22 protein-coding genes and 1 other annotated feature are annotated in these 25,706 nt (G+C 52.6%); of the genes, 6 read left to right on the forward strand and 16 right to left on the reverse strand.

The genetic code is table 11. From position 1 onward, the window contains the following. Positions 1-9: 9 nt before the first annotated feature. A complete protein-coding gene (locus SK38_RS14085; RefSeq protein ID WP_048236163.1) occupies positions 10-2,049 on the forward strand; it encodes a glycoside hydrolase family 31 protein in 2,040 nt (679 codons plus the stop codon). A gap of 54 nt (positions 2,050-2,103) precedes the next feature. On the opposite strand, the gene nhaR is transcribed toward SK38_RS14085, so the two are convergent. From nhaR to dnaK, 4 genes are all read right to left on the reverse strand, one after another. Further along, complete coding sequence (gene nhaR, locus SK38_RS14090) at positions 2,104-2,997, reverse strand: transcriptional activator NhaR (protein WP_032942332.1); 894 nt, start codon at positions 2,995-2,997, stop codon at positions 2,104-2,106. Between the two features lie 38 nt (positions 2,998-3,035). After that, positions 3,036-4,202, reverse strand: coding sequence for a Na+/H+ antiporter NhaA (gene nhaA, locus SK38_RS14095; RefSeq protein ID WP_008786152.1), 1,167 nt, complete (start codon positions 4,200-4,202; stop codon positions 3,036-3,038). A 206-nt stretch (positions 4,203-4,408) separates the two neighbouring features. After that, positions 4,409-5,542 carry a molecular chaperone DnaJ gene (dnaJ, locus tag SK38_RS14100; protein ID WP_003829737.1) on the reverse strand — a complete coding sequence of 378 codons (1,134 nt, stop codon included), beginning with the start codon at positions 5,540-5,542 and terminating at the stop codon, positions 4,409-4,411. 85 nt (positions 5,543-5,627) lie between these two features. Further along, positions 5,628-7,550, reverse strand: coding sequence for a molecular chaperone DnaK (gene dnaK / locus SK38_RS14105; RefSeq protein WP_003829739.1), 1,923 nt, complete (start codon positions 7,548-7,550; stop codon positions 5,628-5,630). A 384-nt stretch (positions 7,551-7,934) separates the two neighbouring features. Between dnaK and SK38_RS14110 the strand changes: the two genes are divergently transcribed. Both SK38_RS14110 and satP read left to right on the forward strand, forming a co-directional pair. After that, a complete protein-coding gene (locus SK38_RS14110) occupies positions 7,935-8,339 on the forward strand; it encodes a DUF2541 family protein (protein WP_048236164.1) in 405 nt (134 codons plus the stop codon). 364 nt (positions 8,340-8,703) lie between these two features. Further along, positions 8,704-9,270: an acetate uptake transporter gene (gene satP, locus SK38_RS14115; protein ID WP_003829744.1), complete on the forward strand. Its 567-nt coding sequence runs from the start codon at positions 8,704-8,706 to the stop codon at positions 9,268-9,270. Between the two features lie 34 nt (positions 9,271-9,304). Here satP and SK38_RS14120 read toward each other — a convergent pair whose 3' ends face one another. From SK38_RS14120 to tal, 3 genes are all read right to left on the reverse strand, one after another. Further along, positions 9,305-10,612, reverse strand: coding sequence for an MFS transporter (locus SK38_RS14120; protein WP_048236165.1), 1,308 nt, complete (start codon positions 10,610-10,612; stop codon positions 9,305-9,307). Positions 10,613-10,736: 124 nt separating this feature from the next. Further along, positions 10,737-11,324, reverse strand: coding sequence for a molybdopterin adenylyltransferase (mog, locus tag SK38_RS14125; RefSeq protein WP_003018973.1), 588 nt, complete (start codon positions 11,322-11,324; stop codon positions 10,737-10,739). Positions 11,325-11,434: 110 nt separating this feature from the next. After that, positions 11,435-12,388: a transaldolase gene (gene tal, locus SK38_RS14130; protein WP_003829752.1), complete on the reverse strand. Its 954-nt coding sequence runs from the start codon at positions 12,386-12,388 to the stop codon at positions 11,435-11,437. Positions 12,389-12,661: 273 nt separating this feature from the next. Here tal and SK38_RS14135 point away from each other — a divergent pair, with 273 nt between their 5' ends. Together SK38_RS14135 and yaaA are read left to right on the forward strand one after the other, a co-directional pair. Then, entirely contained in the window at positions 12,662-14,092 is a 1,431-nt protein-coding gene (locus SK38_RS14135; RefSeq protein ID WP_020996236.1) for an alanine/glycine:cation symporter family protein, read from the forward strand. A 77-nt stretch (positions 14,093-14,169) separates the two neighbouring features. Then, positions 14,170-14,943, forward strand: coding sequence for a peroxide stress protein YaaA (yaaA, locus tag SK38_RS14140; RefSeq protein WP_032942329.1), 774 nt, complete (start codon positions 14,170-14,172; stop codon positions 14,941-14,943). A gap of 84 nt (positions 14,944-15,027) precedes the next feature. Here the strand turns inward: yaaA and thrC are convergent, their stop codons facing one another. From thrC to yjjY, 6 genes are all read right to left on the reverse strand, one after another. Next, complete coding sequence (gene thrC, locus SK38_RS14145) at positions 15,028-16,314, reverse strand: threonine synthase (RefSeq protein WP_008786145.1); 1,287 nt, start codon at positions 16,312-16,314, stop codon at positions 15,028-15,030. A gap of 3 nt (positions 16,315-16,317) precedes the next feature. Further along, positions 16,318-17,247 (reverse strand): homoserine kinase, encoded by a 930-nt coding sequence (gene thrB / locus SK38_RS14150; protein WP_048236166.1) that lies wholly within the window; start codon positions 17,245-17,247, stop codon positions 16,318-16,320. Between the two features lies 1 nt (position 17,248). Further along, positions 17,249-19,711 carry a bifunctional aspartate kinase/homoserine dehydrogenase I gene (gene thrA, locus SK38_RS14155; RefSeq protein ID WP_003829761.1) on the reverse strand — a complete coding sequence of 821 codons (2,463 nt, stop codon included), beginning with the start codon at positions 19,709-19,711 and terminating at the stop codon, positions 17,249-17,251. A 23-nt stretch (positions 19,712-19,734) separates the two neighbouring features. After that, positions 19,735-19,861: a sequence feature (Thr leader region), on the reverse strand. Beyond that, positions 19,791-19,856 carry a thr operon leader peptide gene (gene thrL / locus SK38_RS24120; protein ID WP_032337689.1) on the reverse strand — a complete coding sequence of 22 codons (66 nt, stop codon included), beginning with the start codon at positions 19,854-19,856 and terminating at the stop codon, positions 19,791-19,793. It overlaps the preceding feature by 66 nt. Before the next feature lie 206 nt (positions 19,862-20,067). Next, positions 20,068-20,754 (reverse strand): tRNA/rRNA methyltransferase, encoded by a 687-nt coding sequence (locus tag SK38_RS14165; RefSeq protein WP_003829762.1) that lies wholly within the window; start codon positions 20,752-20,754, stop codon positions 20,068-20,070. A 399-nt stretch (positions 20,755-21,153) separates the two neighbouring features. Beyond that, entirely contained in the window at positions 21,154-21,294 is a 141-nt protein-coding gene (gene yjjY / locus SK38_RS25010; protein ID WP_042998021.1) for a YjjY family protein, read from the reverse strand. Positions 21,295-21,389: 95 nt separating this feature from the next. Between yjjY and arcA the strand changes: the two genes are divergently transcribed. Then, positions 21,390-22,106 carry a two-component system response regulator ArcA gene (gene arcA, locus SK38_RS14170; RefSeq protein WP_001194359.1) on the forward strand — a complete coding sequence of 239 codons (717 nt, stop codon included), beginning with the start codon at positions 21,390-21,392 and terminating at the stop codon, positions 22,104-22,106. A gap of 60 nt (positions 22,107-22,166) precedes the next feature. Here arcA and creD read toward each other — a convergent pair whose 3' ends face one another. From creD to creB, 3 genes are read right to left on the reverse strand one after another with little or no spacing between them, the layout of a single operon-like run. After that, positions 22,167-23,528 carry a cell envelope integrity protein CreD gene (gene creD / locus SK38_RS14175; protein WP_048236167.1) on the reverse strand — a complete coding sequence of 454 codons (1,362 nt, stop codon included), beginning with the start codon at positions 23,526-23,528 and terminating at the stop codon, positions 22,167-22,169. Positions 23,529-23,585: 57 nt separating this feature from the next. Further along, positions 23,586-25,010 carry a two-component system sensor histidine kinase CreC gene (creC, locus tag SK38_RS14180; RefSeq protein WP_048236168.1) on the reverse strand — a complete coding sequence of 475 codons (1,425 nt, stop codon included), beginning with the start codon at positions 25,008-25,010 and terminating at the stop codon, positions 23,586-23,588. After that, the gene (gene creB / locus SK38_RS14185) at positions 25,010-25,699 is read right to left on the reverse strand and encodes a two-component system response regulator CreB (protein WP_048236169.1); all 690 of its coding nucleotides are present in this window, start codon (positions 25,697-25,699) and stop codon (positions 25,010-25,012) included. The genes creC and creB overlap by 1 nt, the downstream gene beginning before the upstream one ends. Between the last annotated feature and the right edge of the window lie 7 nt (positions 25,700-25,706).

Consider the following 25,706-nt stretch of genomic DNA (forward strand, 5'->3'; position numbering starts at 1 on the left):
GGCACCACCATGCCATTTATGCAACATGACCCGCGTCGCCTGGTCTGGCAGCAAAACGATCGCTATTTATGGATTGAACCCTGGGGCGAGAACAGCCTGCGCGTACGCAGTGGCCGTCATCTGCCGGTAATGAGAAATGAAGACTGGGCATTGACTGAGCCAGTCGCAGAAAGCCACTGCCACATTGATTACGAGCACCACCAGGCGACGCTGACCAACGGCAAAATTATCGCTATCGTCAATCAAAAAGGACAAGTTACCTTTTACCGCCATCCACACAAACCTCTGTTGCAGGAGTTCTGGCGCCTGCGGGGCGAAATTGGCGAGGATGAATCTTCCCACGGCCAGTACGTCAGCGCACTCAACCTTGAAGGGCGCGAATTCCGCCCTATTCAGGGTGGAAAATATTCACTTAAAGCCCGCTTCGAAGCCACCGAAGGGGAAAAAATTTATGGTATGGGGCAGTATCAACAGGCTAACCTGGATCTCAAAGGATGCGTTCTTGAGCTGGCGCAACGTAACTCCCAGGCCTCAGTACCGTTTATGCTCTCCAGTCTGGGCTACGGATTTTTATGGAACAACCCGGCAGTCGGGCGCGTAACCTTTGCCCACAACGTTACCGAATGGGAAGCACAGGTCAGTGAACAGCTGGACTACTGGATCACGGCTGGCGATACCCCGGCAGAAATTAGCCGGGCTTACGCGCTGGCTACCGGCACACCGCCGATGATGCCGGACTACGCCATGGGCTTCTGGCAGTGCAAACTCCGCTATCGTACGCAGGCAGAGCTGCTGGAGGTTGCCCGCGAATATAAGCGCCGCAATCTGCCCATCTCGGTGATCGTTATCGACTTCTTTCACTGGCCGAATCAGGGTGACTGGATGTTCGATGCGCGCGACTGGCCCGACCCTGATGCCATGATTGCCGAGCTGAAATCGCTGGGAATTGAGCTGATGGTCTCCATCTGGCCGACGGTGGATAACCGCACCGAAAGCTATCGGGAGATGCGCGAAAACGGCTGGCTGGTACAAACGGAACGTGGCTTGCCGATCAATATGGATTTCCTCGGCAACACCACTTTCTTTGATGCTACCCATCCGGGTGCGCGGGACTACGTCTGGGGCAAAGCCAAACGCAACTATTATGATAAAGGCGTGAAGCTATTCTGGTTAGACGAAGCCGAACCTGAGTTCAGCGTTTATGACTATGACAACTATCGCTACCATGCCGGGCCGGTACTGGAAGTGGGCAATATCTACCCGCGAATGTACGCCAAAACCTTTTTTGATGGCATGAAAGCCGATGGTGAAGACAAGGTTATCAACCTGCTACGCTGCGCCTGGGCCGGCAGTCAAAAGTATGGCGCACTGGTCTGGTCAGGTGATATTCACTCCTCGTTTAGATCGCTACGCAACCAGTTTGCCGCCGGACTCAATATGGGAATCGCGGGGATACCGTGGTGGACGACGGATATCGGTGGTTTTCATGGCGGTAATATTCACGACCCACATTTCCATGAACTGCTGATCCGCTGGTTCCAGTGGGGCGTATTTAGCCCGGTGATGCGTCTGCACGGCAACCGCGATCCGCAGATTTTACCGGAACAACCGTACCGGGATGGTATCGCCCAGTGTCCTACCGGTGCACCGAACGAAGTCTGGAGCTACGGTGAGGACGTGTGCGACGTACTGACGGGTTGCCTGGCGTTGCGAGAGAAACTGAAGCCCTATATCAAAGCGCTGATGGAGGAAACCCATAAGCACAATACGCCAGTGATGCGCCCCCTGTTTTTTGATTTCCCCGAACAGGAAACAAGTTGGGCAATCACTGACCAGTACTGTTTTGGTCCTGACCTGCTGATTGCCCCCGTAATGCATGAAGGTATGCGCGAACGTGATATCTGGCTACCGGAAGGGGAAACATGGACGGATCTTACGACCGGCGAGAGTTATTCGGGAGGGCAAACGTTGCACTATGCCGCGCCATTGAACAGAATTCCGGTATTTATCCGCGAAGGTGGGCAGTATCGTAGCTTATTGAGGCTATAGCATGAAACCGGCTGCGGGTGAGTACCGCAGCCGGAAGTATTACGGTAAGTATGTCTACTGTGGCTTGAACAATGCCGAGTAGTCCGCATTGCAAATACGCTGCACCGCCGGATGCTGGATCATTCTTTCCGCAAATATGGCGTGATACTCTTCCATCACATTTTCTACGCGTCCAATTTCAACAATAGAATCATCAGCATAGAAATTGTGCGAATACAGAGTAGGTGCAACAAAAATAGCATTATGCGTTGCCCCAAACGCTTTCATCAGCGCAGCGTCATCAAATTCGCCGAGGATTTCGACATTCAATCCTTGTGAGTTGATCCAGTTCAGCAGCTTACGTCCGAGCATCGAACGACGTCCAGGGATCAGCAACCGACGTTCCTCAAGGCAGGCCGGGAATGGTTTTTCAGGCAGCGGTTTGGTGCACCAAAAACTCACGCTGCACTCGCCTATCCGCACTGAGAACAACCCTTCCTGCTGCGTAGAATCAATCGGACAGTCGGAGATAATCATATCCAGCTTATGCTGGCTGAGTTGATCCAACAGCATCTCGTGCGTTGACTCAAAACAACGCAGATGGATTTGTTCATCTTCAACCACAGCGGCATCCAGTACGCTGCTGACCAACTGCTTCGATAGCGCATCCGCCACGCCGACATCGAACAGCAAATTAGACTCTTTGCGGTAGTTCACGATATCCAGCATTTCCTGGCTTAAGGTGAACATCTTATCCGCGTAACGAAAAACCAATTCGCCTAACTCACTGGGCTCCAGCCCACGCCCCTTCCGCTTAAACAATTTTCCCTGTAAGCGTTCCTCAAGCGCTTTAATCTGCCCGGTAATGGTCTGCGGTGTCAGATAAAGCGCTTCTGCTGCACCAACCACTGACCCTTCTTTATAGACATGCCAAAAGTAGTACAGATGGTTGTAATTTATATGAGACATACTCTCTCCCTGAAAATTGTCACGAAAGGGTTATCCCGTCAGGCTGATGCGTTCAACCGGGCACGTAACCAGCAGTAACCTATCACTGCCGACAACAAGGAGCCGATCAGGATCCCCAGTTTTGCCCAGTTAATCAGCTCAGGATCGACGTTGCCAAACGCCAGGCTGGCAATAAAAATCGACATCGTAAAGCCAATACCGCAAAGAATACCGACCGCCATAATCTGCTGGAAATTCGTTCCTTCCGGCAATTGCGCCACCTTGAGGCGTAACGCCAGCCAGCAAAACAGACTGATACCCAACGGCTTACCGATCAACAAACCCGCAATGATCCCCAGCGGTAATATCGAGGTCAGTCCATCAATAGTGACGCCCTGCAGTGAAACGCCCGCGTTGGCGAAAGCAAACAGTGGCAGGATCAGGTATGCCACCCATGGATGCAGAACATGCTCCAGTCGCTTAGCCGGTGAACGCCCGTGTTTTTCCTTCAATGGAATGAAGAAGCCCACGATCACGCCCGCCAGCGTTGCATGCACGCCAGACTTCAGTACGGCAGTCCACAGCACTACGCCGACCAGAATATAAATACCGGTGCGTCTCACTCCGCACAGATTCAATCCTGCCAGAACAAGGATTGCGCACGCGGCAACGCCCAGCGACAGCAGCGAGAGATCGCTGGTATAGAACAGTGCGATGATTACGATAGCGCCGAGGTCATCAATAATCGCCAGCGCCATCAGGAAGATTTTCAACGCCAGTGGTACACGACTGCCCAACAACGCCAGCACACCTAACGCAAAAGCGATATCCGTTGCCGCCGGGATCGCCCACCCTTCACGGGTGATGGGATCGGCATAGTTGAATGCCAGGTACAGCAGTGCCGGGACAATCATGCCCCCGATAGCAGCAATGATCGGGAACGCCGCCTGACGCAGACTGGCCAGCGAACCTTGCATTAACTCGCGCTTTACTTCCAGACCAATCAACAGGAAGAACACCGCCATCAACGCGTCGTTGATCCACAGCAGCATATTTTTGTTGATCTCAAGCGCGCCAACCCGCAGTTGAACGGGCGTTTCCAAAAAGGCGTGGTACCATCCACTGGTAACCCCGATATTTGCCATCAGCATAGCGACCACGGCTGCGATGATCAGAATGATGCCCCCCGAGGCGTCACTACTAAAAAAACGATGCAGATGTTTCACTTTTATTCTCTCTATTGGGTGAATACTTCGTAAATACTATCTTACACCCTCAAAAAGCTCGTTAAAATTAGATTATTCATGATGGATAAATCGGTTTTTACGATCTATACAGAGTAAGTCGATAAAGATTTTCCGAGCGGAAAACAGAAATAAAAAAGCCTGAGACTTTTCAGTCCCAGGCTTTTTATTCGAGATAAAACTGCGAATTAGCGAGTCAGATCGTCAAAGAACTTCTTCACACCGTCGAAGAAACTTTTGGAGCGCGGACTGTTTTGTTCGCCGGTCGGGCCGCCAAAGCTGTCCTGCAGATCTTTGAGCAGTTGCTTCTGCTTGTCGTTCAGGCCCACTGGGGTTTCAACCACCACGCGGCACAGCAGGTCGCCCTGAGCGCCACCGCGTACAGACTTGACGCCCTTTCCACGCATGCGGAAAAGTTTGCCAGTTTGCGTTTCGCCCGGAATTTTTAGCTTCACGCGACCGTCCAGCGTTGGGACTTCAATCTCGCCGCCCAGCGCAGCCATCGCAAAGTTAATCGGTACTTCGCAGTACAGGTTATTGCCTTCACGTTCGAAAATTGGGTGCTGTTTTACCTGCACCTGAACGTACAAATCACCTGCTGGCGCACCATGTTCACCGGCTTCACCTTCGCCCGCTAAACGAATGCGGTCGCCGGTATCAACCCCTGCCGGGATCTTAACGGACAGCGTTTTGCTTTTCTCAACACGACCATGACCGTGGCATTTGTTGCACGGATCTTTGATCAGCGTACCGCGGCCCTGACAGTGTGGACAGGTCTGCTGTACGGCAAAAAAGCCCTGACGCATCTGTACCTGACCAGAACCGTGACAGGTTGGGCAGGTCTGTGGCTGAGTACCTGCCTTCGCACCGCTACCGTGGCAGACGTCACACTCTTCCAGAGTCGGAATACGGATCTCTTTGGTGACGCCACGCACGGCTTCTTCCAGAGTGAGATCCATGTTGTAACGTAAATCAGCACCACGTGAGGCGCGCTGACGACCACGACCGCCGCCAAAGATATCGCCAAACACGTCACCAAAGATATCGCTGAAGTCAGCCCCGCCGCCAAAACCGCCGCCGCCGCCCATGCCGCCTTGCTCAAACGCAGCATGACCGTACTGATCGTAAGCCGCACGTTTTTGCGCATCGGTCAGGATCTCGTACGCTTCTTTGATCTCTTTAAACTTGGCTTCGGCCTCTTTATCACCCTGGTTGCGGTCCGGGTGAAATTTCATGGCCAGGCGCTTGTAGGCCTTTTTGATTTCACGCTCTTCCGCTGACTTGGAAACGCCTAAAATCTCGTAATAGTCTTGCTTAGCCATCTCTTTTTATCTGCCCCTAACATGCGTGCACGGGCGGAGAGGAAACCTCTTCGCCCGTGCCAGTAATTACCCGTTCAAAGGGCGATTATTTTTTGTCTTTCACTTCTTCAAACTCGGCATCGACAACGTCGTCATCTTTAGCGTTGTTTGCAGAAGCATCAGCGCCTGCTGCACCAGCCTGCTGCTGTGCGTGCTGCTGCTGAGCGATTTCCATCAGTTTCTGGGAAACCTGTGCCAGCGCCTGCATTTTCGCTTCGATATCCGCTTTGTCTTCGCCTTTCAGAGAAGTTTCCAGCGCGGTCAGTGCAGACTCGATGGCAGTTTTGTCGTCAGCTGGCAGTTTGTCGCCTGCTTCTTCAACCTGCTTACGAGTGCTGTGCAGCAGATGGTCACCCTGGTTACGAGTCTGAACCAGCTCTTCAAACTTACGGTCAGATTCTGCGTTCGCTTCTGCTTCGCGAACCATTTTCTGAATTTCTTCTTCGTTCAGACCAGAAGAAGCCTTGATGGTGATCTTCTGCTCTTTACCGCTGTTTTTGTCTTTCGCGGAAACGTGCAGGATACCGTCGGCATCGATGTCAAAAGTAACTTCGATCTGCGGCATACCGCGCGGAGCCGGGCTGATACCATCCAGGTTAAATTGACCCAGATCTTTGTTATCAGCGGCGCGTTTACGTTCACCCTGCAGCACGTGGATGGTTACCGCAGACTGGTTGTCTTCAGCGGTAGAGAACACCTGGCTGTGCTTGGTCGGGATAGTGGTGTTTTTCGCGATCAGTGGAGTCATCACGCCACCCATGGTTTCGATACCCAGAGACAGCGGGGTAACGTCCAGCAGCAGCACGTCTTTCACATCACCAGTCAATACACCCCCCTGAACGGCAGCACCGATTGCCACTGCTTCGTCCGGGTTAACGTCTTTACGCGGCTCTTTACCGAAGAACTCAGCAACTTTCTTCTGTACCATCGGCATACGAGTCTGACCACCGACCAGGATAACGTCCTGAACGTCGGAAACAGACAGACCAGCATCCTGCAGAGCAACTTTCAGCGGCTCGATAGAACGGTTAACCAGGTCTTCAACCAGGCTTTCCAGTTTCGCACGGGTCACTTTGATGTTCATGTGTTTCGGACCAGTCGCGTCTGCAGTAATGTACGGCAGGTTCACGTCGGTCTGCTGAGCGGAAGACAGTTCGATCTTCGCTTTCTCAGCGGCTTCTTTCAGACGCTGCATCGCCAGCGGGTCATTACGCAGATCGATACCCTGATCTTTCTTAAATTCGTCAACCAGGTAGTTGATCATACGGCTGTCGAAGTCTTCACCACCCAGGTGGGTATCACCGTTGGTTGCCAGAACTTCGAAAGTTTTTTCGCCGTCAACTTCGTCGATTTCGATAATAGAGATATCGAAAGTACCACCACCGAGGTCATAAACCGCGATAGTACGGTTGCCGACTTCTTTATCCAGACCGTAAGCCAGTGCCGCTGCGGTCGGTTCGTTGATGATACGTTTTACTTCCAGACCTGCGATACGGCCAGCATCTTTGGTTGCCTGACGCTGAGCATCGTTGAAGTATGCAGGTACGGTGATAACCGCTTCAGTTACCGGTTCGCCCAGGTAATCTTCAGCCGTTTTCTTCATTTTTTTCAGCACTTCAGCAGAAATCTGCGGCGGTGCCATTTTCTGACCTTTTACGTCAATCCATGCATCACCGTTGTCAGCACCGATGATTTTGTACGGCATGATGGCTTCATCACGCTGTACTTCTTCGTCCTGGAAGCGGCGGCCAATCAGGCGTTTAATCGCAAACAGGGTGTTTTGCGGGTTTGTCACTGCCTGACGTTTAGCCGGCTGACCAACCAGAGTTTCACCATCCTGGGTATAAGCAATGATAGAAGGCGTGGTGCGATCGCCCTCGGCGTTCTCCAGCACACGTGCAGTAGTGCCATCCATAATCGCTACACAAGAGTTGGTAGTACCCAGGTCGATACCAATAATTTTACCCATCTAAACGTCTCCACTAAAAATTCGGTCATCATGTGGTTGTGAATCTGTAATAAGGGCGAAACGTGCGGTTTCAACTACCCTGAATCGTTTTTTTTCAGACTCACCACTGCGGTTGTCTACAAGATGGGGTCGTAACCCACGTCATCAAGGGGGGCATGAAAATTTTTTTTAGCACAGTGGCGATAAAATTAAGGTAAAAAGGCAGAAAGGCAAAAAAACGAATAGTTTCCAATCAAAATCAATTCACAAAACAAATCAAAACCAGCACGGTCATTCATGTGAAAATTGTAATAAAAAGAAAATATTACGACCATGAAACGGTTTCCCGTCGGCGGTAAGATGGTCTGATGTCACACACTTTTACAGCCGTCAAAGAGAAATTCCATGAAATCCGTGTTAACCCTTTCCACCAGCCTGCTTATGGGCCTGCTGCTGAGCAGCGCCGCGCACGCTAACGATCATAAAGTTCTGGGTATGATTGCGATGCCCCGCAATGCAACCAACGACCTCACGCTGAGAATTCCCGTTTGCCGGGTGGTGAGGCGCATTCAGCTCACCGCCGATCGCGGTGATATTAAACTTAACGGCGCATCCGTCTACTTCAAAGCAGTACGCACTTCCAGCCAAAGCCTGAACGTCCCGTCATCCATTAAAGAGGGACAAACGACTAATTGGATCACTATTAATAGCGATAACGACAATAAACGTTGCGTGTCTAAAATCACCTTCTCAGGCCAGTCAGTAAACTCCTCTGACATGGCAACGCTGAAAGTTATTGGCGACGATTAATTCTGCACATTTTGATTCAGAAGCCATAGAAAACATGCGGGGCCGACACGCGGTTGATGCGAAAGCCTTTGAACTGGAATAACCACTGCCGCGCCCATGACGCAGCGCCATCTGGCGATGGGTATTTCTCACCAGATCGTCCACCAAATCCCTCAGTTCCCGGTGGTACTTCAAATCGTCTGTCTTAGCAAAATGTTCAACCATGCATAAGCGTGATGGCCATCACAGGGAAAATAATTCATTTTCCCTTCGTTAGATCATAGACAGTGCCCTCTCCCCTGATTATCATGCCGCGCCCCGAAGACAGTGATCGTTATTTGGGGAAACTATTTCACCATTCAATCAATGATGATTTTGAGGAATTATGGGCAACACTAAGTTGGCTAATCCGGCACCGCTGGGCCTGATGGGCTTTGGCATGACCACCATTCTGCTTAACCTGCACAACGCGGGTTTCTTCGCCTTTGACGTTATTATTCTGGCGATGGGCATTTTCTACGGCGGTATCGCGCAAATATTTGCCGGTCTGCTGGAATATAAAAAGGGCAATACCTTCGGTTTAACCGCCTTTACCTCCTACGGTTCGTTCTGGCTGACGCTGGTTGCAATCCTAATCATGCCGAAAATGGGCCTGGCGGATGCAACCAATGGTCAGTTCCTGGGCGTATACCTGGGTCTGTGGGGCGTGTTTACACTGTTCATGTTCTTCGGCACGCTGAAAGCTAACCGCGCGTTGCAGTTTGTCTTCCTGAGCCTGACAGTGCTGTTCGCACTGCTGGCGGTCGGCAACATTGCAGGTAACGAAGCGATCATTCACGTTGCTGGCTGGATTGGCTTAGTGTGTGGCGCAAGCGCCATTTACCTGGCGATGGGTGAAGTGCTGAACGAACAGTTTGGCCGTACCATCCTGCCGATTGGTGAAGCGCACTAATCTGACGCTATCCCCCCGAACGGGGGGATATTCCTTACAAGCGCTGTAACTCTCCCTGCACGCTCGTATCGCGATGATAAATATCCTGTCGCAGCCAAACCCCCAGACCTAATCCCACCAGCGATAACGCCAGCACATACCAGGCCGGAGCCATTGGCGACACGCTCATTAACATCGTCACGGCGATTGGTGTCAGACCACCAAAAATGGCGTACGACACGTTGTAAGAAAAGGAGATTCCGGTAAAGCGGACCTCCGCCGGAAACGCCCGCACCATCACATAAGGCACAGCCCCCACCACGCCAACGCACAACCCTACCAGCCCGTATAGCAAGAACAAGTGCTGAGGATGGCTGCCGGTCAGATGATAGAAAAACCAGCTTGAACAGGCCAGCAGCAGGCTGCCGACAATAAAGGTTTTGCTGGCGCCGACCCGGTCGACAATAAACCCGGCCAGCAGACAGCCGACGCACAGCATAATGGTCGCGACACTGTTGGCTTGTAACGTCAACGCCGGTGCAAAACCATACTGCTTCTGCAACCAGACTGGCGACATCAGGATCACCACCACAATCCCGGCCGATAACAGCCAGGTCAGCAGCATGGAAATGACCACCGCTTTTTTATGTTTGCTCACCACCGACTTCACCGGTAGCTCTTGCGCCAGCGCTTTACGCTGCTGCATTTCGAGGAAGATGGGCGTTTCCTGCAACCAGCGACGCAGGTACATCGCCACCAACCCAAACACGCCACCCAGCAGGAACGGGATACGCCAGCCGTAGTCATGCACCGCCTGCTGCGTCAGGCTGGTATTCACCAGCGTCGCAACCACCGATCCCAGCAGAATCCCCACAGTCAGCCCGGCGGTCAGCGTGCCACAGGCAATGCCGATGCGGCGCTCCGGTACGTGCTCCGCCACGAACACCCACGCGCCCGGCACTTCTCCGCCGATGGCAGCACCTTGCAAAATACGCATCATCAGTAACAGCAGCGGCGCGAGGATCCCCATTGAGGCGTAGGTAGGCAAAAGACCAATCGCCAGCGTCGGTATCGCCATCAGCAAAATGCTCAGGGTGAACATTTTCTTACGCCCGACCAGATCGCCAAAGTGCGCCATGATGATGCCACCCAGTGGACGCGCCAGATATCCGGCGGCAAAAATGCCGAAGGTTTGCACCTGACGTAGCCATTCAGGAATGTCTGCCGGGAAGAAGAGTTCGCCAACAACAGCGGCAAAGAAGACGAAGATAATGAAATCATAAAACTCAAGCGCACCGCCGAGGGCAGCAAGCGTAAGAGTTTTATAATCCTGGCGATTCAGCGGTCGAGTGTGTTGTGACATAGCAAACCATGAGTCAGTGGAGTTATTGAATCTGTCTGTCGATATATGTAAAGCAAAAATTACTATATCGTAAACAATTCAATACTCCACTGTCATTGGCACTTATGTCACGATCGGGCTACTTTCAGGCGTTTGTATCGCGGATTGCGCTTTTAGGACGAAAAGATGCTACAACAGCCGGTGCGGTTTCCACATACGGCCCATCCAGTAACTGTATACAATACGGTACACTTGCAAAAATACCCGGCACGATAACCTTACCGTCGGCATCTTTCACGCCTTCCAGCGTTTCTTTGATCGATTTCGGCTGCCCTGGCAGATTCAGAATCAACGCCTGTTTGCGAATCACACCAACCTGACGGGAGAGAATAGCCGTTGGCACAAAGTGCAGGCTTATCTGGCGCATCTGCTCGCCAAAGCCCGGCATCTGGCGGTCGGCTACGGCCAGCGTGGCATCAGGCGTTACATCGCGGCGGGCCGGACCCGTTCCGCCGGTAGTCAGCACCAGATGACAGCTCATTTCATCCACCAGCTCACATAAGGTCTGTTCGATGATCGCCTGTTCATCCGGGATCAGTCGCGTTTGCAGCTCAAAAGGGGTGGTAAGGGCAGATGCCAGCCACTCTTCAAGGGCCGGGATACCTTTATCCTGGTAAACGCCGCTGGAAGCACGGTCAGAAATGGAAACCAGGCCAATGCGTAAAGTATTCATGATTATTCCGTTTAAACAGTCTCGTTAAACAGAATGATACACTGCGAAGGGAAGGACAGACAGGTTTCAGAAGAGGTAGCGTGACCCATATCAGGGCCACGCATTAATGATTACAGCAGATCGCCGATCATTTTTTCCAGTTTACCCTGGTCTACAGCAAACTTACGGATACCGTCCGCCAGTTTGTCTACAGCCATCGGATCCTGGTTGTGCTGCCACAGGAACTCAGCTTCGGTGATGCGTGCAGGGCGCGCTTTCACTTCGCCAGAGAAGGACAGTTTACGTTCGATAGTGCCTTCGCTTTCCGCCAGTTCTTTCAGCAGTGCCGGAGCAATAGTCAGACGATCGCAGCCTGCCAGCTCAATGATTTCGCCGACGTTACGGAAGCTCGCACCCATCACCACGGTTTCGTAACCGTGCTGTTTGTAGTACTCATAGATTTCCGTTACGGAAACCACACCCGGATCTTCTGCCGGTGCATACTCTTTCTTGTCAGTGTTGGCTTTGTACCAGTCCAGAATACGACCAACAAACGGAGAAATCAGATATACGCCAGCTTCTGCACATGCGCGCGCCTGCGCGAAGGAGAACAGCAGAGTCAGGTTACAGTTGATACCTTCTTTTTCCAGCTGCTCAGCGGCACGGATGCCCTGCCAGGTTGAAGCCAGTTTGATCAGAATGCGATCGTTGCTGATGCCAGCATCGTTGTACATTTTGATCAGACGTTTTGCTTTCGCGATGGACGCGTCGGTATCGTAAGACAGACGAGCGTCAACTTCAGTAGAGATACGGCCCGGGACCAGTTTCAGGATCTCCAGACCGATATTTACTGCCAGTTTGTCGGTCGCGTCGACGATCTGCTGTGCGCGGTCGTTGCTCTGCTGCTTAGCCCAGGCTACAGCGTCATCAATCAGCTTGCGGTATTCTGGGATCTGCGCTGCGTTAAGAATGAGAGAAGGGTTAGTTGTGGCATCCTGAGGCTGATACAGCTTCATTGCCGCGATGTCTCCGGTGTCGGCCACTACTGTGGTGAACTGACGAAGGGAGGTCAATTTGTCCGTCATGATAGCGATTCTCTTTAAACAGCTTGTTAGGGGGATGTAACCGATCTTCCCTGATGATAGCACGACGCACTCTCAGCGCAACCGCCTGGATTGTCCGACCCGCCGCTCAGCCCTGATTACGCATCTCGCAGCTCGTGATGCGCAATTAATGATATACCCATTGTTATGGTAAACTCCCGCAATCAATCACCTTATAAGGTATATACTGGTCGATAATTGGTAGCGCTTACACGGGATTATTCGCGCTTACCGGCATCAACAAGAGGGATGTTAATGCCTGATTTTTTCTCATTTATTAATGAAATACTCTGGGGATCGGTGATGATCTACCTCCTGCTTGGCGCAGGATGTTGGTTCACCTGGCGTACAGGGTTCGTGCAGTTCCGCTATATTCGCCAGTTTGGCAAAAGTCTTAAAAACAGCATCAGCCCGCAGCCGGGCGGTTTAACTTCTTTTCAGGCTCTGTGCACCAGTCTTGCCGCGCGCGTCGGTAGCGGAAATCTGGCGGGTGTGGCGTTGGCGATCGCTGCCGGCGGCGCGGGAGCCATTTTCTGGATGTGGGTCTCGGCGGTCATTGGTATGGCAACCTCATTCGCCGAATGTTCCCTTGCCCAGCTGTATAAAGAGCGCGACAGCAAGGGACAGTTTCGCGGCGGTCCTGCATGGTATATGGCCCGTGGATTGGGCATGCGCTGGATGGGCGTGCTGTTTGCCATCTTTTTACTCATTGCCTATGGCCTGATTTTTAACAGCGTGCAGGCAAACTCAGTCTCTCGTGCGTTGACCTTTGCTTTTGACATCCCTCCCCTCTTCTCCGGTATCGCACTGGCAATAGTGTCATTACTGGTCATCGTCGGCGGCATTAAAGGCGTTGCCCGCCTGATGCAATGGTTTGTTCCGATGATGGCGCTGCTGTGGATCGGTTGTAGCCTCGTCATCTGCCTTTGGCATTTCGGACAGCTCCCCGGCATTATCATGACCATCATAAAAAGCGCCTTTGGCTGGCAGGAAGCCGCGGCCGGTGCAGCCGGGTATACGCTAAGCCAGGCCATTGCCAGCGGTTTTCAGCGCGGTATGTTCTCTAATGAAGCCGGAATGGGCTCTACCCCGAACGCAGCCGCCTCGGCAGCATCCTGGCCGCCACACCCTGCAGCACAAGGCATTGTGCAAATGATTGGTGTATTGGGCGATACGCTAATTCTTTGTACGGCCAGCGCAATGATCATTTTACTGGCGGGTAATGGCACCACTTATGTGCCAATGGAAGGCATCCAGTTGCTGCAACGAGCCATGGTCTCGCTGACGGGTGAATGGGGGGCCGGATTCGTTGCCTTAATAGTGATTCTGTTTGCCTTTAGCTCTATCGTCGCCAACTACATTTATGCGGAAAACAACCTCATTTTCCTGAAACTGGACAACATCCGGGTTATCTGGTTATTACGTATTGCCACCGTTTGCACCGTCATTGGCGGTACGTTAATCAGTTTTCCGCTGGTCTGGCAACTTGCCGACATCATCATGGCCTGTATGGCCATTACTAACCTGACGGCGATTCTTCTGCTTTCTCCGGTTGTCCATACCATCGCCAGCGATTATCTGCGCCAGCGAAAACTCGGGGTGCGCCCGGAATTCGATCCGCGCCGTTATCCTGATATCAGACAACAGCTTGCGCCCGATAGCTGGGATGAAACGCCGCGCGAATAGCGCGGCAATCGCAACCATCGATCAATTCAGTCGTTTTTTTTGCTAAAGTCGCAGTAAATTTCCTGCAAGGACTGGATATGCTGATTCTGATTTCACCTGCAAAAACGCTCGACTACCAAAGCCCGCTGGCAACGACACGTCATACGCTGCCCGAGTTGCTGGATCACTCTCAGCAGCTTATTCACGTGGCACGCCAGCTCTCTGCACCGCAGATTGGCAAGCTGATGGGGATTAGCGACAAGCTGGCGGATCTGAACGCCACCCGTTTCCATGACTGGCAGCCTGACTTCACGCCGGACAATGCACGTCAGGCCATTCTGGCGTTTAAAGGCGACGTCTATACAGGGTTGCAGGCTGAAACCTTCAGCGAGGCGGATTTCGACTTCGCTCAACAGCATTTACGGATGCTGTCCGGGTTGTACGGCGTTTTGCGTCCGCTGGATTTGATGCAGCCTTACCGTCTGGAGATGGGCATTCGTCTGGCCAATGCGAAGGGTAAAGATCTCTATCAGTTCTGGGGAGATACCATCACCGATAAACTAAACGAAGCGCTGGAAGCGCAAGGCGACAGTGTGGTGATCAACCTCGCCTCGGATGAGTATTTTAAATCCGTGAAGCCGAAAAAACTCAACGCTGAGCTTATCAAACCGGTCTTCCTCGACGAAAAGAACGGTAAGTTTAAAGTCATCAGCTTCTATGCCAAAAAAGCGCGCGGCCTGATGAGTCGCTACATTATTGAGAACCGCTTAACGCAGCCGGAACAGCTGACCGCATTTAACAGCGAAGGCTACTTCTTTGATGAAGAAGCATCAGGAAACGGCGAACTGGTGTTTAAACGCCACGAGCAATAGTAAAAAGGCCGGATGACGGCTAACGCCTTATCCGGCCTACAGGTTTTGTCGGCCCGCTATGCAAAGCGCCAGCGGGCACAACCGTTAACCGCGGGTCATCATCAGCTTGCGCAGTTCAGCAAAATCAGCTGGCAGGTGATGAGAAAGCAGCGGCAGGTCCGCGCGTTCCGCCAGTTCTTTTGGCAACGCCAGCGTCAGGTCAAGAATCTCTTCAACGCTTTCTTTAAACTTCGCCGGATGCGCAGTACCAAGGAACAGGCCGTACTCGCCAGGATTCAGTTGGTCACGCAGCGCTCGGTAAGCCACCGCCGCATGCGGTTCTGAGGTGTAGCCTATCTCATGTAACTCACGCATCGTGTCCTGAGTCGTCGCATCGTCAACAGCGGCATAACCCAGCTCATTCAGACGCCAGATTTTACGGCGGAACAGTTCTTCCACGCGCGGCCAGTTGTTCGGCTGGCTGACATCCATCGCATTCGACAACGTTGCCTGGGTCGCTTTCGGCGCCCACTCACCTTCTGCAAGGAAACGCGGAACCGTATCGTTAACGTTCGTCGCCGCGATAAAACGCTTCACCGGCAAGCCCAGTGATTTCGCCAGCAGCCCGGCGGTCAGATCGCCAAAGTTACCGCTGGGAACGGAAATCACCAGTTGATTACGCGCCTCTTGCGGCAGTTGGGCCACAGCCTCAAAGTAGTAACAGATTTGCGCCAACAGACGGCTGATGTTAATTGAGTTAGCCGAGTTCAGTCCCAGAGCCACCTTCAGCTCTTCGTCATCAAACGCCTGTTTCACCAGCGCCTGGCAGGCATCAAAATCGCCATCAATCGCCACAGTTTCAATGTTACCGCCCAGCGTACAGAACAGTTTTTCCTGTAATGGGCTGATCTTGCCGTTCGGATAGAGGATCACCACGCGCACATTTTTCAGGCCATAAAAGGCATGCGCAACCGCCGCCCCGGTGTCTCCGGAGGTCGCCGTCAGAATCGTTACCGGTTTGTCGCCACTGATGTGCGTCAGCATCTGCGCCATAAAGCGCCCGCCAAAGTCTTTAAATGCAAGCGTAGGGCCGTGGAACAGTTCCAGACAGCCGACATCCGCGGCAACCTGGGCAACCGGAGCCGGAAAGGCAAATGCCGCACGCACGCGCTCTTCCAGAATTTCCTGAGGGATCTCATCACCAATAAATGCGGACAGGATCTTCGCGCTGCGGCTAACGAAGTCCTGGTTCAGCATCTCATCCACTTCTGTCAGATTGAATTCCGGTAGATCGTGCGGAAAAAACAATCCCTGATTCTTGCCTAGTCCTTGCGTAACAGCCTGTGCAAAGCTGACCTGTTCGTTGTGATCTTTCAGATTATACAGTTTCATTGATTATCCCAGTACCCGTGCGCCCGCCGTGTCCAGCCGGCAAATATGAACAAAGCCTTCCTGATTTTGTAGGTAATTTTTACCCAGCCAATCTGCTACGCGCTGTGCCGTATCCGGCTTATCGCACAAAGCGAACAGCGTCGGCCCAGACCCAGATATACCGCTGGCCAGCGCGCCAATTTCTGCGACCGCCTGACGCGCCAGGCTAAAGCCTGGCAGCAAGCGGGTACGATACGGCTCAGCAATGACATCTTTCATCAGCTTCGCGGCCAGAAGAGGCTGACGGGAATAGCAGGCATGGATGAATCCAGCCAGATGCCGCCCGTGAGCGATACAGTCCTGACGGCGATACTGCGCTGGGAGAATCGCCCGCGCTTCAGCCGTCGACACTTTAATCCCTGGATACGCCAGTACCCACAGCCACTCATCAAAGCCTGGCACCTGCTGGCTAATAATGCCGTTTTCTTCAATCATTAACTGCATACCGCCCAAAAAGCACGGGGCGACGTTATCGTAATGAATACTGCCGGAGATACGCCCTTCAAGTTCGCCCATTATCGCTAACAGGCGCGTATCGTTGAGCGGCTTACCGCAATGTTCGTTCATAGCGACCAGCGCCGCCACGACGGAACAGGCGCTGGAGCCTAACCCGGAGCCAATCGGCATATTTTTTTCCAGCGTCATCGCCACCGGAACGCTTTTACCCAGCTCCTGACAGAATCGCTCCCAGCACTGGTAGACAATGTTTTCTCGCGGCTCAGGCGGCAGTTTGTTGGCAAAGCGCCCAAGGTTGTTCAGGCTGAACTGGTCAGCCGCCTCAACGGACACCACATCACCCAACAGCGAACCGTCCACCGGCGTTACCGCTGCACCGAGCACATCAAACCCGACGCTCATATTGGCACTGGAAGCCGGGGCATAAACTCTCACCATGTCAGACTCCTAACTTCCATGAAAGGGTGCGTAGCAGGTCGGCAAAGACGCCCGCCGCCGTCACATCGTTACCCGCGCCATATCCGCGCAGAACCAACGGTAACGGCTGATAATAGTGGCTATAGAACGCCAGCGCGTTTTCACCGTTTTTCACTTTAAACAGCGGATCGTTGCCATCTACTGCATCAATTTTCACGCGACAAACACCGTCCTCTTCGATATTGCCAACATAGCGCAATACTTTTCCCTCATCACGGGCTTTCGCCACGCGCGCGGCAAAGACGTCATCCAGCTGCGACAATTTCGCCATAAACGCGGAAACATCACCGGAGTCATCAAACTCTTTTGGCAGGACCGGCTCAATGACAATGTCAGAAAGCTCCAGCTCACGACCAGTTTCACGGGCCAGGATCAGCAGCTTACGCGCCACGTCCGTACCGGAAAGATCGTCACGCGGATCGGGTTCGGTATAGCCCATCTCACGCGCCAGGGTGGTGGCCTGCGAGAAGCTCATGCCTTCATCCAGCTTGCCGAAAATAAACGACAGTGAGCCAGAAAGGATGCCTGAAAAACGTTGCAGTTCATCACCTGCGCTGAGCAGATTTTGCAGGTTTTCAATAACCGGCAAGCCCGCGCCCACGTTGGTGTCGTACAGGAATTTACGACGAGACTTCGCGGCGGCAAAACGCAACTGATGATAGTAATCCATCGACGACGTGTTGGCCTTTTTGTTCGGTGTAACCACGTGGAAGCCTTCACGCAAGAAGTCGGCATATTGGTCTGCTACCGCCTGGCTTGACGTACAGTCGACAATCACCGGATTGAGCAGATGGTATTCTTTCACCAGACGAATTAAGCGCCCAAGGTTGAAAGGCTCTTTCGCGCTCTCCAGCTCCGACTGCCAGTTTTCCAGATTCAGACCGTGGACGTTGGTCAGCAGAGCCTTCGAGTTCGCCACGCCGCACACGCGCAGATCGATATGCTTCTTTTTGAGCCAGGTTTGCTGACGTTTAAGCTGCTCCAGCAGTGCACCGCCCACGCCACCTACGCCAATCACAAACACTTCAATCACCTGGTCGGTGTTGAACAGCATCTGATGGGTCACGCGCACGCCGGTGGTCGCGTCATCGTTATTCACCACCACCGAAATAGAACGCTCAGACGAGCCCTGGGCGATCGCTACAATATTGATGTTCGCCCGAGCCAGCGCGGCAAAGAACTTCGCCGAGATGCCGCGCAGGGTGCGCATACCATCACCAACAACAGAGATGATGGCCAGACGCTCAGTCACCGCCAGCGGCTCCAGCAGGCCTTCTTTCAGCTCGAGGTAGAATTCATCCTGCATAGCGCGTTGTGCACGCGCGCAGTCGCCCTGTGGGACGCAGAAACTGATACTGTATTCAGAAGAGGATTGGGTGATCAGCACTACCGAGATGCCCGCACGCGACATGGCGGCAAAAACGCGCGCCGCCATGCCCACCATGCCTTTCATTCCAGGGCCGGAAACGCTAAACATCGCCATGTTATTGAGGTTAGAAATACCTTTTACCGGCAAATCATCGTCATCACTGCTGGCACCGATCAGCGTACCGGGCGCTTGCGGATTGCCGGTATTTTTAATCAGGCACGGGATCTGGAACTGGGCAATAGGGGTAATGGTGCGCGGGTGCAGCACTTTAGCGCCGAAGTAAGAAAGCTCCATCGCTTCCTGATAAGACATCGACTTAAGCAGTCGGGCGTCGGGTACCTGACGCGGATCGCAAGTATATACACCGTCGACATCGGTCCAGATTTCACAACAATCGGCACGCAAACAGGCGGCCAGTACGGCGGCAGAGTAGTCAGAGCCATTACGCCCCAACACCACTAACTCACCTTTTTCATTTCCAGCGGTAAACCCTGCCATCAGAATCATGTGGTCCGCAGGAATACGGCTGGCGGCGATGCGGCGCGTAGATTCGGCGATATCAACGGTAGATTCGAGGTAATGGCCGACAGCCAGCAATTTCTCCACCGGGTCGATGACCGTTACGTTATGCCCGCGTGCTTCCAACAGGCCGGCCATGATAGCAATCGACATTTTTTCACCACGGCAGATAAGCGCGGCATTGATACTGTCCGGGCACTGTCCCAGCAGGCTGATGCCGTGCAGGACGTGCTTAATCTGGGCAAATTCTTGTTCAACAAAGGCTTTGAGCTGCGCCAGCGGAAAACCTGGTTGCTCGGCGGCAAGACCCACCAGCAGCTCGGAGAAAATGCGTTCGGCGTCGCTGATATTAGCTAAAGCATCCTGACCACCGATGGTCTTCTCAATCATTGCCACCAGATGGTTGGTAATTTTTGCGGGGGCAGAGAGAACGGTCGCGACCTGCCCCTGCCTGGCATTGCTTTCCAGAATATCGGCAACCCGCAGAAAGCGCTCTGCATTTGCCACTGATGTACCGCCGAACTTCAACACTCGCATGGTTTACCTCATTGCCTTTGGTCGAAAAAAAAGCCCGCACTGTTTAGGTGCGGGCTTTTTCTTGTGTTTCCTGTACGCGTCAGCCCGCACCGTTACCTGTGGTAATGGTGATGGTTGTAGTAATGGTGATGCTGATGCGTTTCATGATGTTGTGTGCTCTGTAATTATTTATTATCTGTCCTGTATTCTTTTAGGGTTAAAGTATCTGCTGACCTAAGTCAATAAATTTTTAAATTGATCACATTCCGAAACTTGTTCATGAGCAACTGCTTGCCCTTTTACTTTCAACCAATACAGCATGTCGAGCCCACTTGAACCAAGAACAAAACACTACACAACAAAAATTGTTCAACATTTTATTTTGTGATGTTTTTTTCAATATCATGTAAAAAACGGTGCAACATTGCCGTGTCTCGCTGCCCCAACAGACCCATTCGCTGTTGCAACCAGTCCGTCAGCTTGATGTCGTCAGAAACGTTCAGCGTGGCTAATAAACGCAAAACGCGTGCGCGCAATGCCTGCAGCTGAAGCTCATCCGTCACCTCAACGTTTTTGGCCGGTTGTTGTATTAAACCTGCTAATTGATAGCAATACACCATCACCGCCTGCCCCAAATTGAGTGAAGGATAGTCAGCGACCATCGGTACACCAGTGAGTACATCTGCCAGCGCTAATTCTTCATTGGTCAGCCCCGAATCTTCACGACCAAACACCAGCGCTGCATGTTCCATCCACGTGGATTTCTCCTGTAACAGGGGAACCAGTTCGACCGGGGTGGCGTAATAATGGAACTTCGCCCGGCTACGCGCGGTGGTCGCAACGGTAAAATCAACGTCGTGAAGCGCATCGGCTAACGTTGGAAAAACGTTAATATTATCAATAATGTCGCCCGATCCATGCGCGACCCATCGCGTGGCGGGTTCCAGGTGCGCCTCGCTGTCAACGATACGTAATTGAGTGAATCCCATGGTCTTCATCGCACGGGCAGCCGCACCAATATTTTCCGCTCTGGCAGGGGCAACCAGAATAATTGTTAAACGCATTTCGATACTCTTTTTGGTCAGTCTGCAAGTAATAATGTGACGCACGTCAACATATTACGCAGCGCAAATTTACATTTTTTTAACAGAAGTCACTGAAAAAGGATTTCGCATCCGGTAAAAAATGCTAAACTATTTCCAAACTGTACTATTGCTTTTTATGTTAACAAAAGTTGTATATCCCTCTGTTTATCCATGATAATTTATTTTAAAATGGATCGCATTGGTTGGATTCATTACATTTATTAATTAGCTCGTGCAACTAGTTGTAATATTGCAATTTTGTGATGAAAGCAAACATTTGGATACGTTGATTTCATCAAACTGTTAACGTGCTACAATTGAACTTGATATATGTCAACGAAGCGTAGTTTTATTGGGTGTCCGGCATGTCTTAGCCTGTTATGTTGCTGTTAAAATGGTTAGGATGACAGCCGTTTTTGACACTGTCGGGTCCAGAGGGAAACTACCCACGACCAAGCTAATGATGTTGTTGACGTTGATGGAAAGTGCATCAAGAACGCAATTACGTACTTTAGTCATGTTACGCCGATCATGTTAATTTACGGCATGCATCAGGCAGGTCAGGGACTTTTGTACTTCCTGTTTCGATTTAGTTGGCAATTTAGGTAGCAAACATGCAGACCCCGCACATTCTTATCGTTGAAGACGAGTTAGTAACACGCAACACGTTGAAAAGCATTTTCGAAGCAGAAGGCTATGATGTATTCGAAGCGACAGATGGCGCGGAAATGCATCAGATTCTCTCTGAATATGACATCAACCTTGTGATTATGGATATCAATCTGCCTGGGAAAAATGGCCTCCTGTTAGCGCGCGAACTTCGCGAACAAGCTAACGTTGCGCTGATGTTCCTGACGGGCCGTGATAACGAAGTCGATAAAATTCTCGGCCTCGAAATCGGCGCAGACGATTACATCACCAAGCCGTTTAACCCGCGCGAACTGACTATCCGTGCTCGTAACCTGCTGTCCCGTACCATGAACCTGGGTACTGTCAGCGAAGAACGCCGTAGCGTCGAAAGCTACAAGTTCAACGGCTGGGAGCTGGACATCAACAGCCGCTCTCTGATTGGTCCTGACGGCGAGCAGTATAAACTGCCACGCAGCGAATTCCGTGCAATGCTTCACTTCTGTGAGAATCCGGGCAAAATCCAGTCTCGCGCAGAACTGCTGAAAAAAATGACCGGTCGCGAACTGAAGCCGCATGACCGTACCGTTGACGTGACTATCCGCCGCATTCGTAAACATTTCGAATCTACGCCGGATACGCCAGAAATCATCGCCACCATTCACGGTGAAGGCTACCGTTTCTGCGGCGACCTGCAGGATTAATTCAATCCTTACAGGTAAAAAAACGGCGCATTATGCGCCGTTTTTCATTTCCCCACCGCCCTATTTCCATAAGCGAAACTCGTCACTCTGCGCAGGCAGAGGCTCCGGAATTTCTGTCGGCTTTGGTTTTGGCTGTGCCAGCGAGTGCCAGTCAAGATGACGCGTCAGGAACATCACGCCACACAACGCGACCAACAGCACGCCGGTTCCCAGCAGTAAAGAGCTGTCCTGTGAACGTAGCAGCACCCACATCACCCCATCCAACCCCAGCAGCGCCACGGTGAATAAAATACTGTTCCGCCAACTCTGTAATATCGCCTGCAGATACACCCCGTTCATTAACGCGCCTACCAGGCTTGCCGTAATCCACGCCGCCGTAAACCCAATGTGCTCAGACAATGCCAGCAGCAGCAGATAAAACATCACCAGCGATAGCCCCACCAGCAGATACTGCATCGGGTGCAGACGCAGGCTGGTCATACTTTCAAGCACGAAGAAAGACATAAAGGTCAGTACAATCAGCAGGATGGCATACTTGGTAGCCCTGTCCGTTAACTGATACTGATCCGCTGGCGTGGCGACGGCAACGCTAAATGCAGGCATTCCCTTCCAGCCAATCTTTTCGCCATCAAAGCGTTCGCCGAGGTTATTCGCGAACCAGCTGCTCTGCCACTGGGCCTTAAATCCTGATTCGCTGATTTCGCGCTTCGCCGGGAGGAAATCCCCAAGAAAGTTGGGATGCGGCCAGTTGCTGGTTAAAGTCATTTCACTGTTACGGCCAACCGGAACAACGGAGAAATCTCCGGTTCCGCTCAAATTCAACGACAACACCATGCTCAGGTTTTGCTCCGCCCAGCTCGCGTCAGGTAGCGGTATGTGGATCCCTTGAGCTCCCCCATCCAGCCCCGTCCCTGGCTCAACGGCCAGCGATTCCCCATTGACCTGCGGCGCTTGCACCACACCAATCCCGCGCGCATCCCCCACGCCAACCACGATAAACGGTTTGCCGACGCTGACATTGGGATGGTTTAAATCGCGCAAGCGTTCGGCGTTAAACTCAGCCTTCACCGAGAGGTCATTGTGCCAGACCTGGCCTTCGTAAATACCGATTTTACGCGCTTCAACGTTCTGATTCCCCTCAACCACCAGCGACTCCGGCAGCCAGAAATGGATATAGCTGCGCTTACGCTGGATCTGTTTGTCGCCTTCCAGCTCGATATACAGTTCCGTCACCGGGACGGCAATCAGCGGCCCGACCATCTTTTGCGGCCCGCTGGTGCTCTGACGAATAGCATCTTCGACTTCATCACGATAATCCGATCGCTCAACGATTATCTGCCTGACCATCGTCAGTGGAATTAACAGCAGTAATATTGCGCCGCCTAAGGTGACGATTTTCCAAAACAGGGGTGATTTAAACATAGCGTTCTCCTTTGCAATATCAGCAAGGTAGAACAGCTATGTGCGGAGAATTTGAAGTTATGTGAAGTGACGGTGAAGCGTAAACGAGGCCTGTGCACCGCCCTCTGGTCGGTTAGATAATGTCACCGTACCTTCATGCAGTCGTGCAACTTCACTGACAAACGCCAGCCCCAAACCGCTGCTCTTGTGTCCATTCTCGCGGGGCAGCGAGTAGAAGCGCTCAAAAATACGCGGCAACGCAAAATCAGGGATCCCGCTACCGCTGTCGGTAACCTGCAATGTGACCAGCTCCTCCTGCTGATGCGCGCTCAACGTAATCGTCCCGCCCTGTGGCGTGAAGTCGATAGCGTTGTCGAGCAAGTTCCCCAATGCCTGCTCCAGTAACGCGGGATCGGCAGCGACGCTAAGCGATGAAGGCAGAATGGTCAGCGTAATGTTTTTTGCCGTCAGCTGCACGCTACGCGCCTCTTTGAGCTGAGCAAAAAGCGTATCTACCTCCACCGCCGTCAACGTAATGTCCTGTCGATTCTCCAGTCGCGCCTGGCGCAGCAAAGTTTCGACCAGCGCCTGCATACGCGCATTTTGCGTCAGAATATTATCGGTAAAACGCGCTACCACGTTTGGCGGCGGGCCTTCGCGCAATATCTCTGCCGCGCCACGAATGGCCGCCAGCGGACTTTTCAGCTCATGCGTTAACGCGTAGACATACTGCTCAATGTAGTTCTTGCCTTCGAGCTTCAGACGCATACTTTCCAGCGCCTGCGCCAGTTTGCGTAACTCGCTGCTGCCTAAATCAGGCAGTGGGACGGGGCGATTCTCGGTAACGGAGTCGGCATAACGCGCCAGTCGGGCAATGGATCGGTTTATCCACCATACCATCCCGAAGCCAATCACCAGGGCAATGCCCAGCAATACGGCGCTGGCCCACAGCATTCGCCGTTCACTGCGTTTAATCACCGGTGCCATCGCCGCATTTGGTTTGCCGACACTGAGCACGCCGATAATACGCCCACCGTCTACGATCGGCGCGGCAACGTACATCACCGAGCTTTCCGGATCGTTCGGGTTTTGCGGCGTGCTGCGGGCGCCATACTGCCCACGCAGCGTTAACCACACATCGTTCCAGCGGGAGTAGTCCTGACCGACGGCCTGGTTAGCTGAATCAAACAACACCTTGCCCTGCGCGTCCGTCATGTAGACATGGTATTCATTACGCACTTTGTTAATGCCGCTGATGTTGGCATTAAATGGGCGGTTATGCAGCTGCGCAAATGCCTGCGCCAGCTTGCCGTTAGCCGGTGAGTCAGAGAGCACGTCATCACGCGCCAGTGCAGCCAGCAGCGTGGCGGTATCAATTAGAGTACCTTCGGTCGCCCGACGAACGCCTGGCTTAATTTCCTGCACAAAGATAGACAGAACAAACCAGGCGGCGACCGCGACAATCAGAAAATAGCCGAGCAGCAAACGCATGCCAATGCGCATCAGCAATTCCTCAGGCTGTATCCCATACCGCGATGTGTATTGATGGGGGAAAGTTCCGGATTGATAGCCCGCAGCTTGGCGCGCAGCGTTTTGATGTGAGTATCAACCGTTCTGTCAAAGGTATCCTGCGCGTCTGCCCAGACTAAATCCATCAGCTGCTGGCGAGAGTAAATACGTCCCGGCGACATCAGCAATGTTTTCAGCAGCAGGAATTCATAACGCGTCAGGTTCAACGGCATGCTGAACCAGGTAATCTGCGCGGCCAGCTCATTAAGTTCAAAATCCCCACAGCGTGTCGTCGATGAAGGCGTGGAGAATTTTTGCACCCGCCGCAGCAGCGTACGCACACGAGCGCACACCTCACGCGGCGAGAAAGGCTTGGCAACATAGTCATCTGCGCCAATTTCCAGCCCCAACAGGCGATCCACTTCATCGCTGCGCGCGGTCAGAAAGAGGATCGGCAACGCCGGGTGGCGTTCCAGTAAACGTCGGCACAGTTCAAAACCGCTGATATCCGGTAGCCCGACATCCAGAATGATGGCATCAGGGCATTGCTGGCGAGATTTCTCCTGCACGGGAAATCCGCGCTCAAACGCCTCTACGCTAAACCCTTCTTGTTGCAGCATGTAGATAAGCGTATCAGCGATTCCCTGCTCATCCTCAACCAACCAGATCAACGGCTGTTGCATTGTGCTT

Source organism: Citrobacter sp. MGH110, assembly GCF_001037515.1.
Lineage (GTDB): Bacteria > Pseudomonadota > Gammaproteobacteria > Enterobacterales > Enterobacteriaceae > Citrobacter > Citrobacter portucalensis.

Excerpts from the sequence above, each read along its gene's own strand:
- SK38_RS14110 (WP_048236164.1), top strand. The coding sequence starts at position 7,935 with ATGAAATCCGTGTTAACCCTTTCCACCAGCCTGCTTATGGGCCTGCTG.
- creD (WP_048236167.1), bottom strand. The coding sequence starts at position 23,528 with ATGTTTAAATCACCCCTGTTTTGGAAAATCGTCACCTTAGGCGGCGCA.
- SK38_RS14135 (WP_020996236.1), top strand. The coding sequence starts at position 12,662 with ATGCCTGATTTTTTCTCATTTATTAATGAAATACTCTGGGGATCGGTG.
- thrC (WP_008786145.1), bottom strand. The coding sequence starts at position 16,314 with ATGAAACTGTATAATCTGAAAGATCACAACGAACAGGTCAGCTTTGCA.
- mog (WP_003018973.1), bottom strand. The coding sequence starts at position 11,324 with ATGAATACTTTACGCATTGGCCTGGTTTCCATTTCTGACCGTGCTTCC.
- tal (WP_003829752.1), bottom strand. The coding sequence starts at position 12,388 with ATGACGGACAAATTGACCTCCCTTCGTCAGTTCACCACAGTAGTGGCC.
- thrB (WP_048236166.1), bottom strand. The coding sequence starts at position 17,247 with ATGGTGAGAGTTTATGCCCCGGCTTCCAGTGCCAATATGAGCGTCGGG.
- thrA (WP_003829761.1), bottom strand. The coding sequence starts at position 19,711 with ATGCGAGTGTTGAAGTTCGGCGGTACATCAGTGGCAAATGCAGAGCGC.
- creB (WP_048236169.1), bottom strand. The coding sequence starts at position 25,699 with ATGCAACAGCCGTTGATCTGGTTGGTTGAGGATGAGCAGGGAATCGCT.
- SK38_RS14085 (WP_048236163.1), top strand. The coding sequence starts at position 10 with ATGCCATTTATGCAACATGACCCGCGTCGCCTGGTCTGGCAGCAAAAC.
- dnaJ (WP_003829737.1), bottom strand. The coding sequence starts at position 5,542 with ATGGCTAAGCAAGACTATTACGAGATTTTAGGCGTTTCCAAGTCAGCG.
- arcA (WP_001194359.1), top strand. The coding sequence starts at position 21,390 with ATGCAGACCCCGCACATTCTTATCGTTGAAGACGAGTTAGTAACACGC.
- yaaA (WP_032942329.1), top strand. The coding sequence starts at position 14,170 with ATGCTGATTCTGATTTCACCTGCAAAAACGCTCGACTACCAAAGCCCG.
- satP (WP_003829744.1), top strand. The coding sequence starts at position 8,704 with ATGGGCAACACTAAGTTGGCTAATCCGGCACCGCTGGGCCTGATGGGC.
- SK38_RS14165 (WP_003829762.1), bottom strand. The coding sequence starts at position 20,754 with ATGCGTTTAACAATTATTCTGGTTGCCCCTGCCAGAGCGGAAAATATT.
- dnaK (WP_003829739.1), bottom strand. The coding sequence starts at position 7,550 with ATGGGTAAAATTATTGGTATCGACCTGGGTACTACCAACTCTTGTGTA.
- nhaR (WP_032942332.1), bottom strand. The coding sequence starts at position 2,997 with ATGTCTCATATAAATTACAACCATCTGTACTACTTTTGGCATGTCTAT.
- creC (WP_048236168.1), bottom strand. The coding sequence starts at position 25,010 with ATGCGCATTGGCATGCGTTTGCTGCTCGGCTATTTTCTGATTGTCGCG.
- yjjY (WP_042998021.1), bottom strand. The coding sequence starts at position 21,294 with ATGACTAAAGTACGTAATTGCGTTCTTGATGCACTTTCCATCAACGTC.
- SK38_RS14120 (WP_048236165.1), bottom strand. The coding sequence starts at position 10,612 with ATGTCACAACACACTCGACCGCTGAATCGCCAGGATTATAAAACTCTT.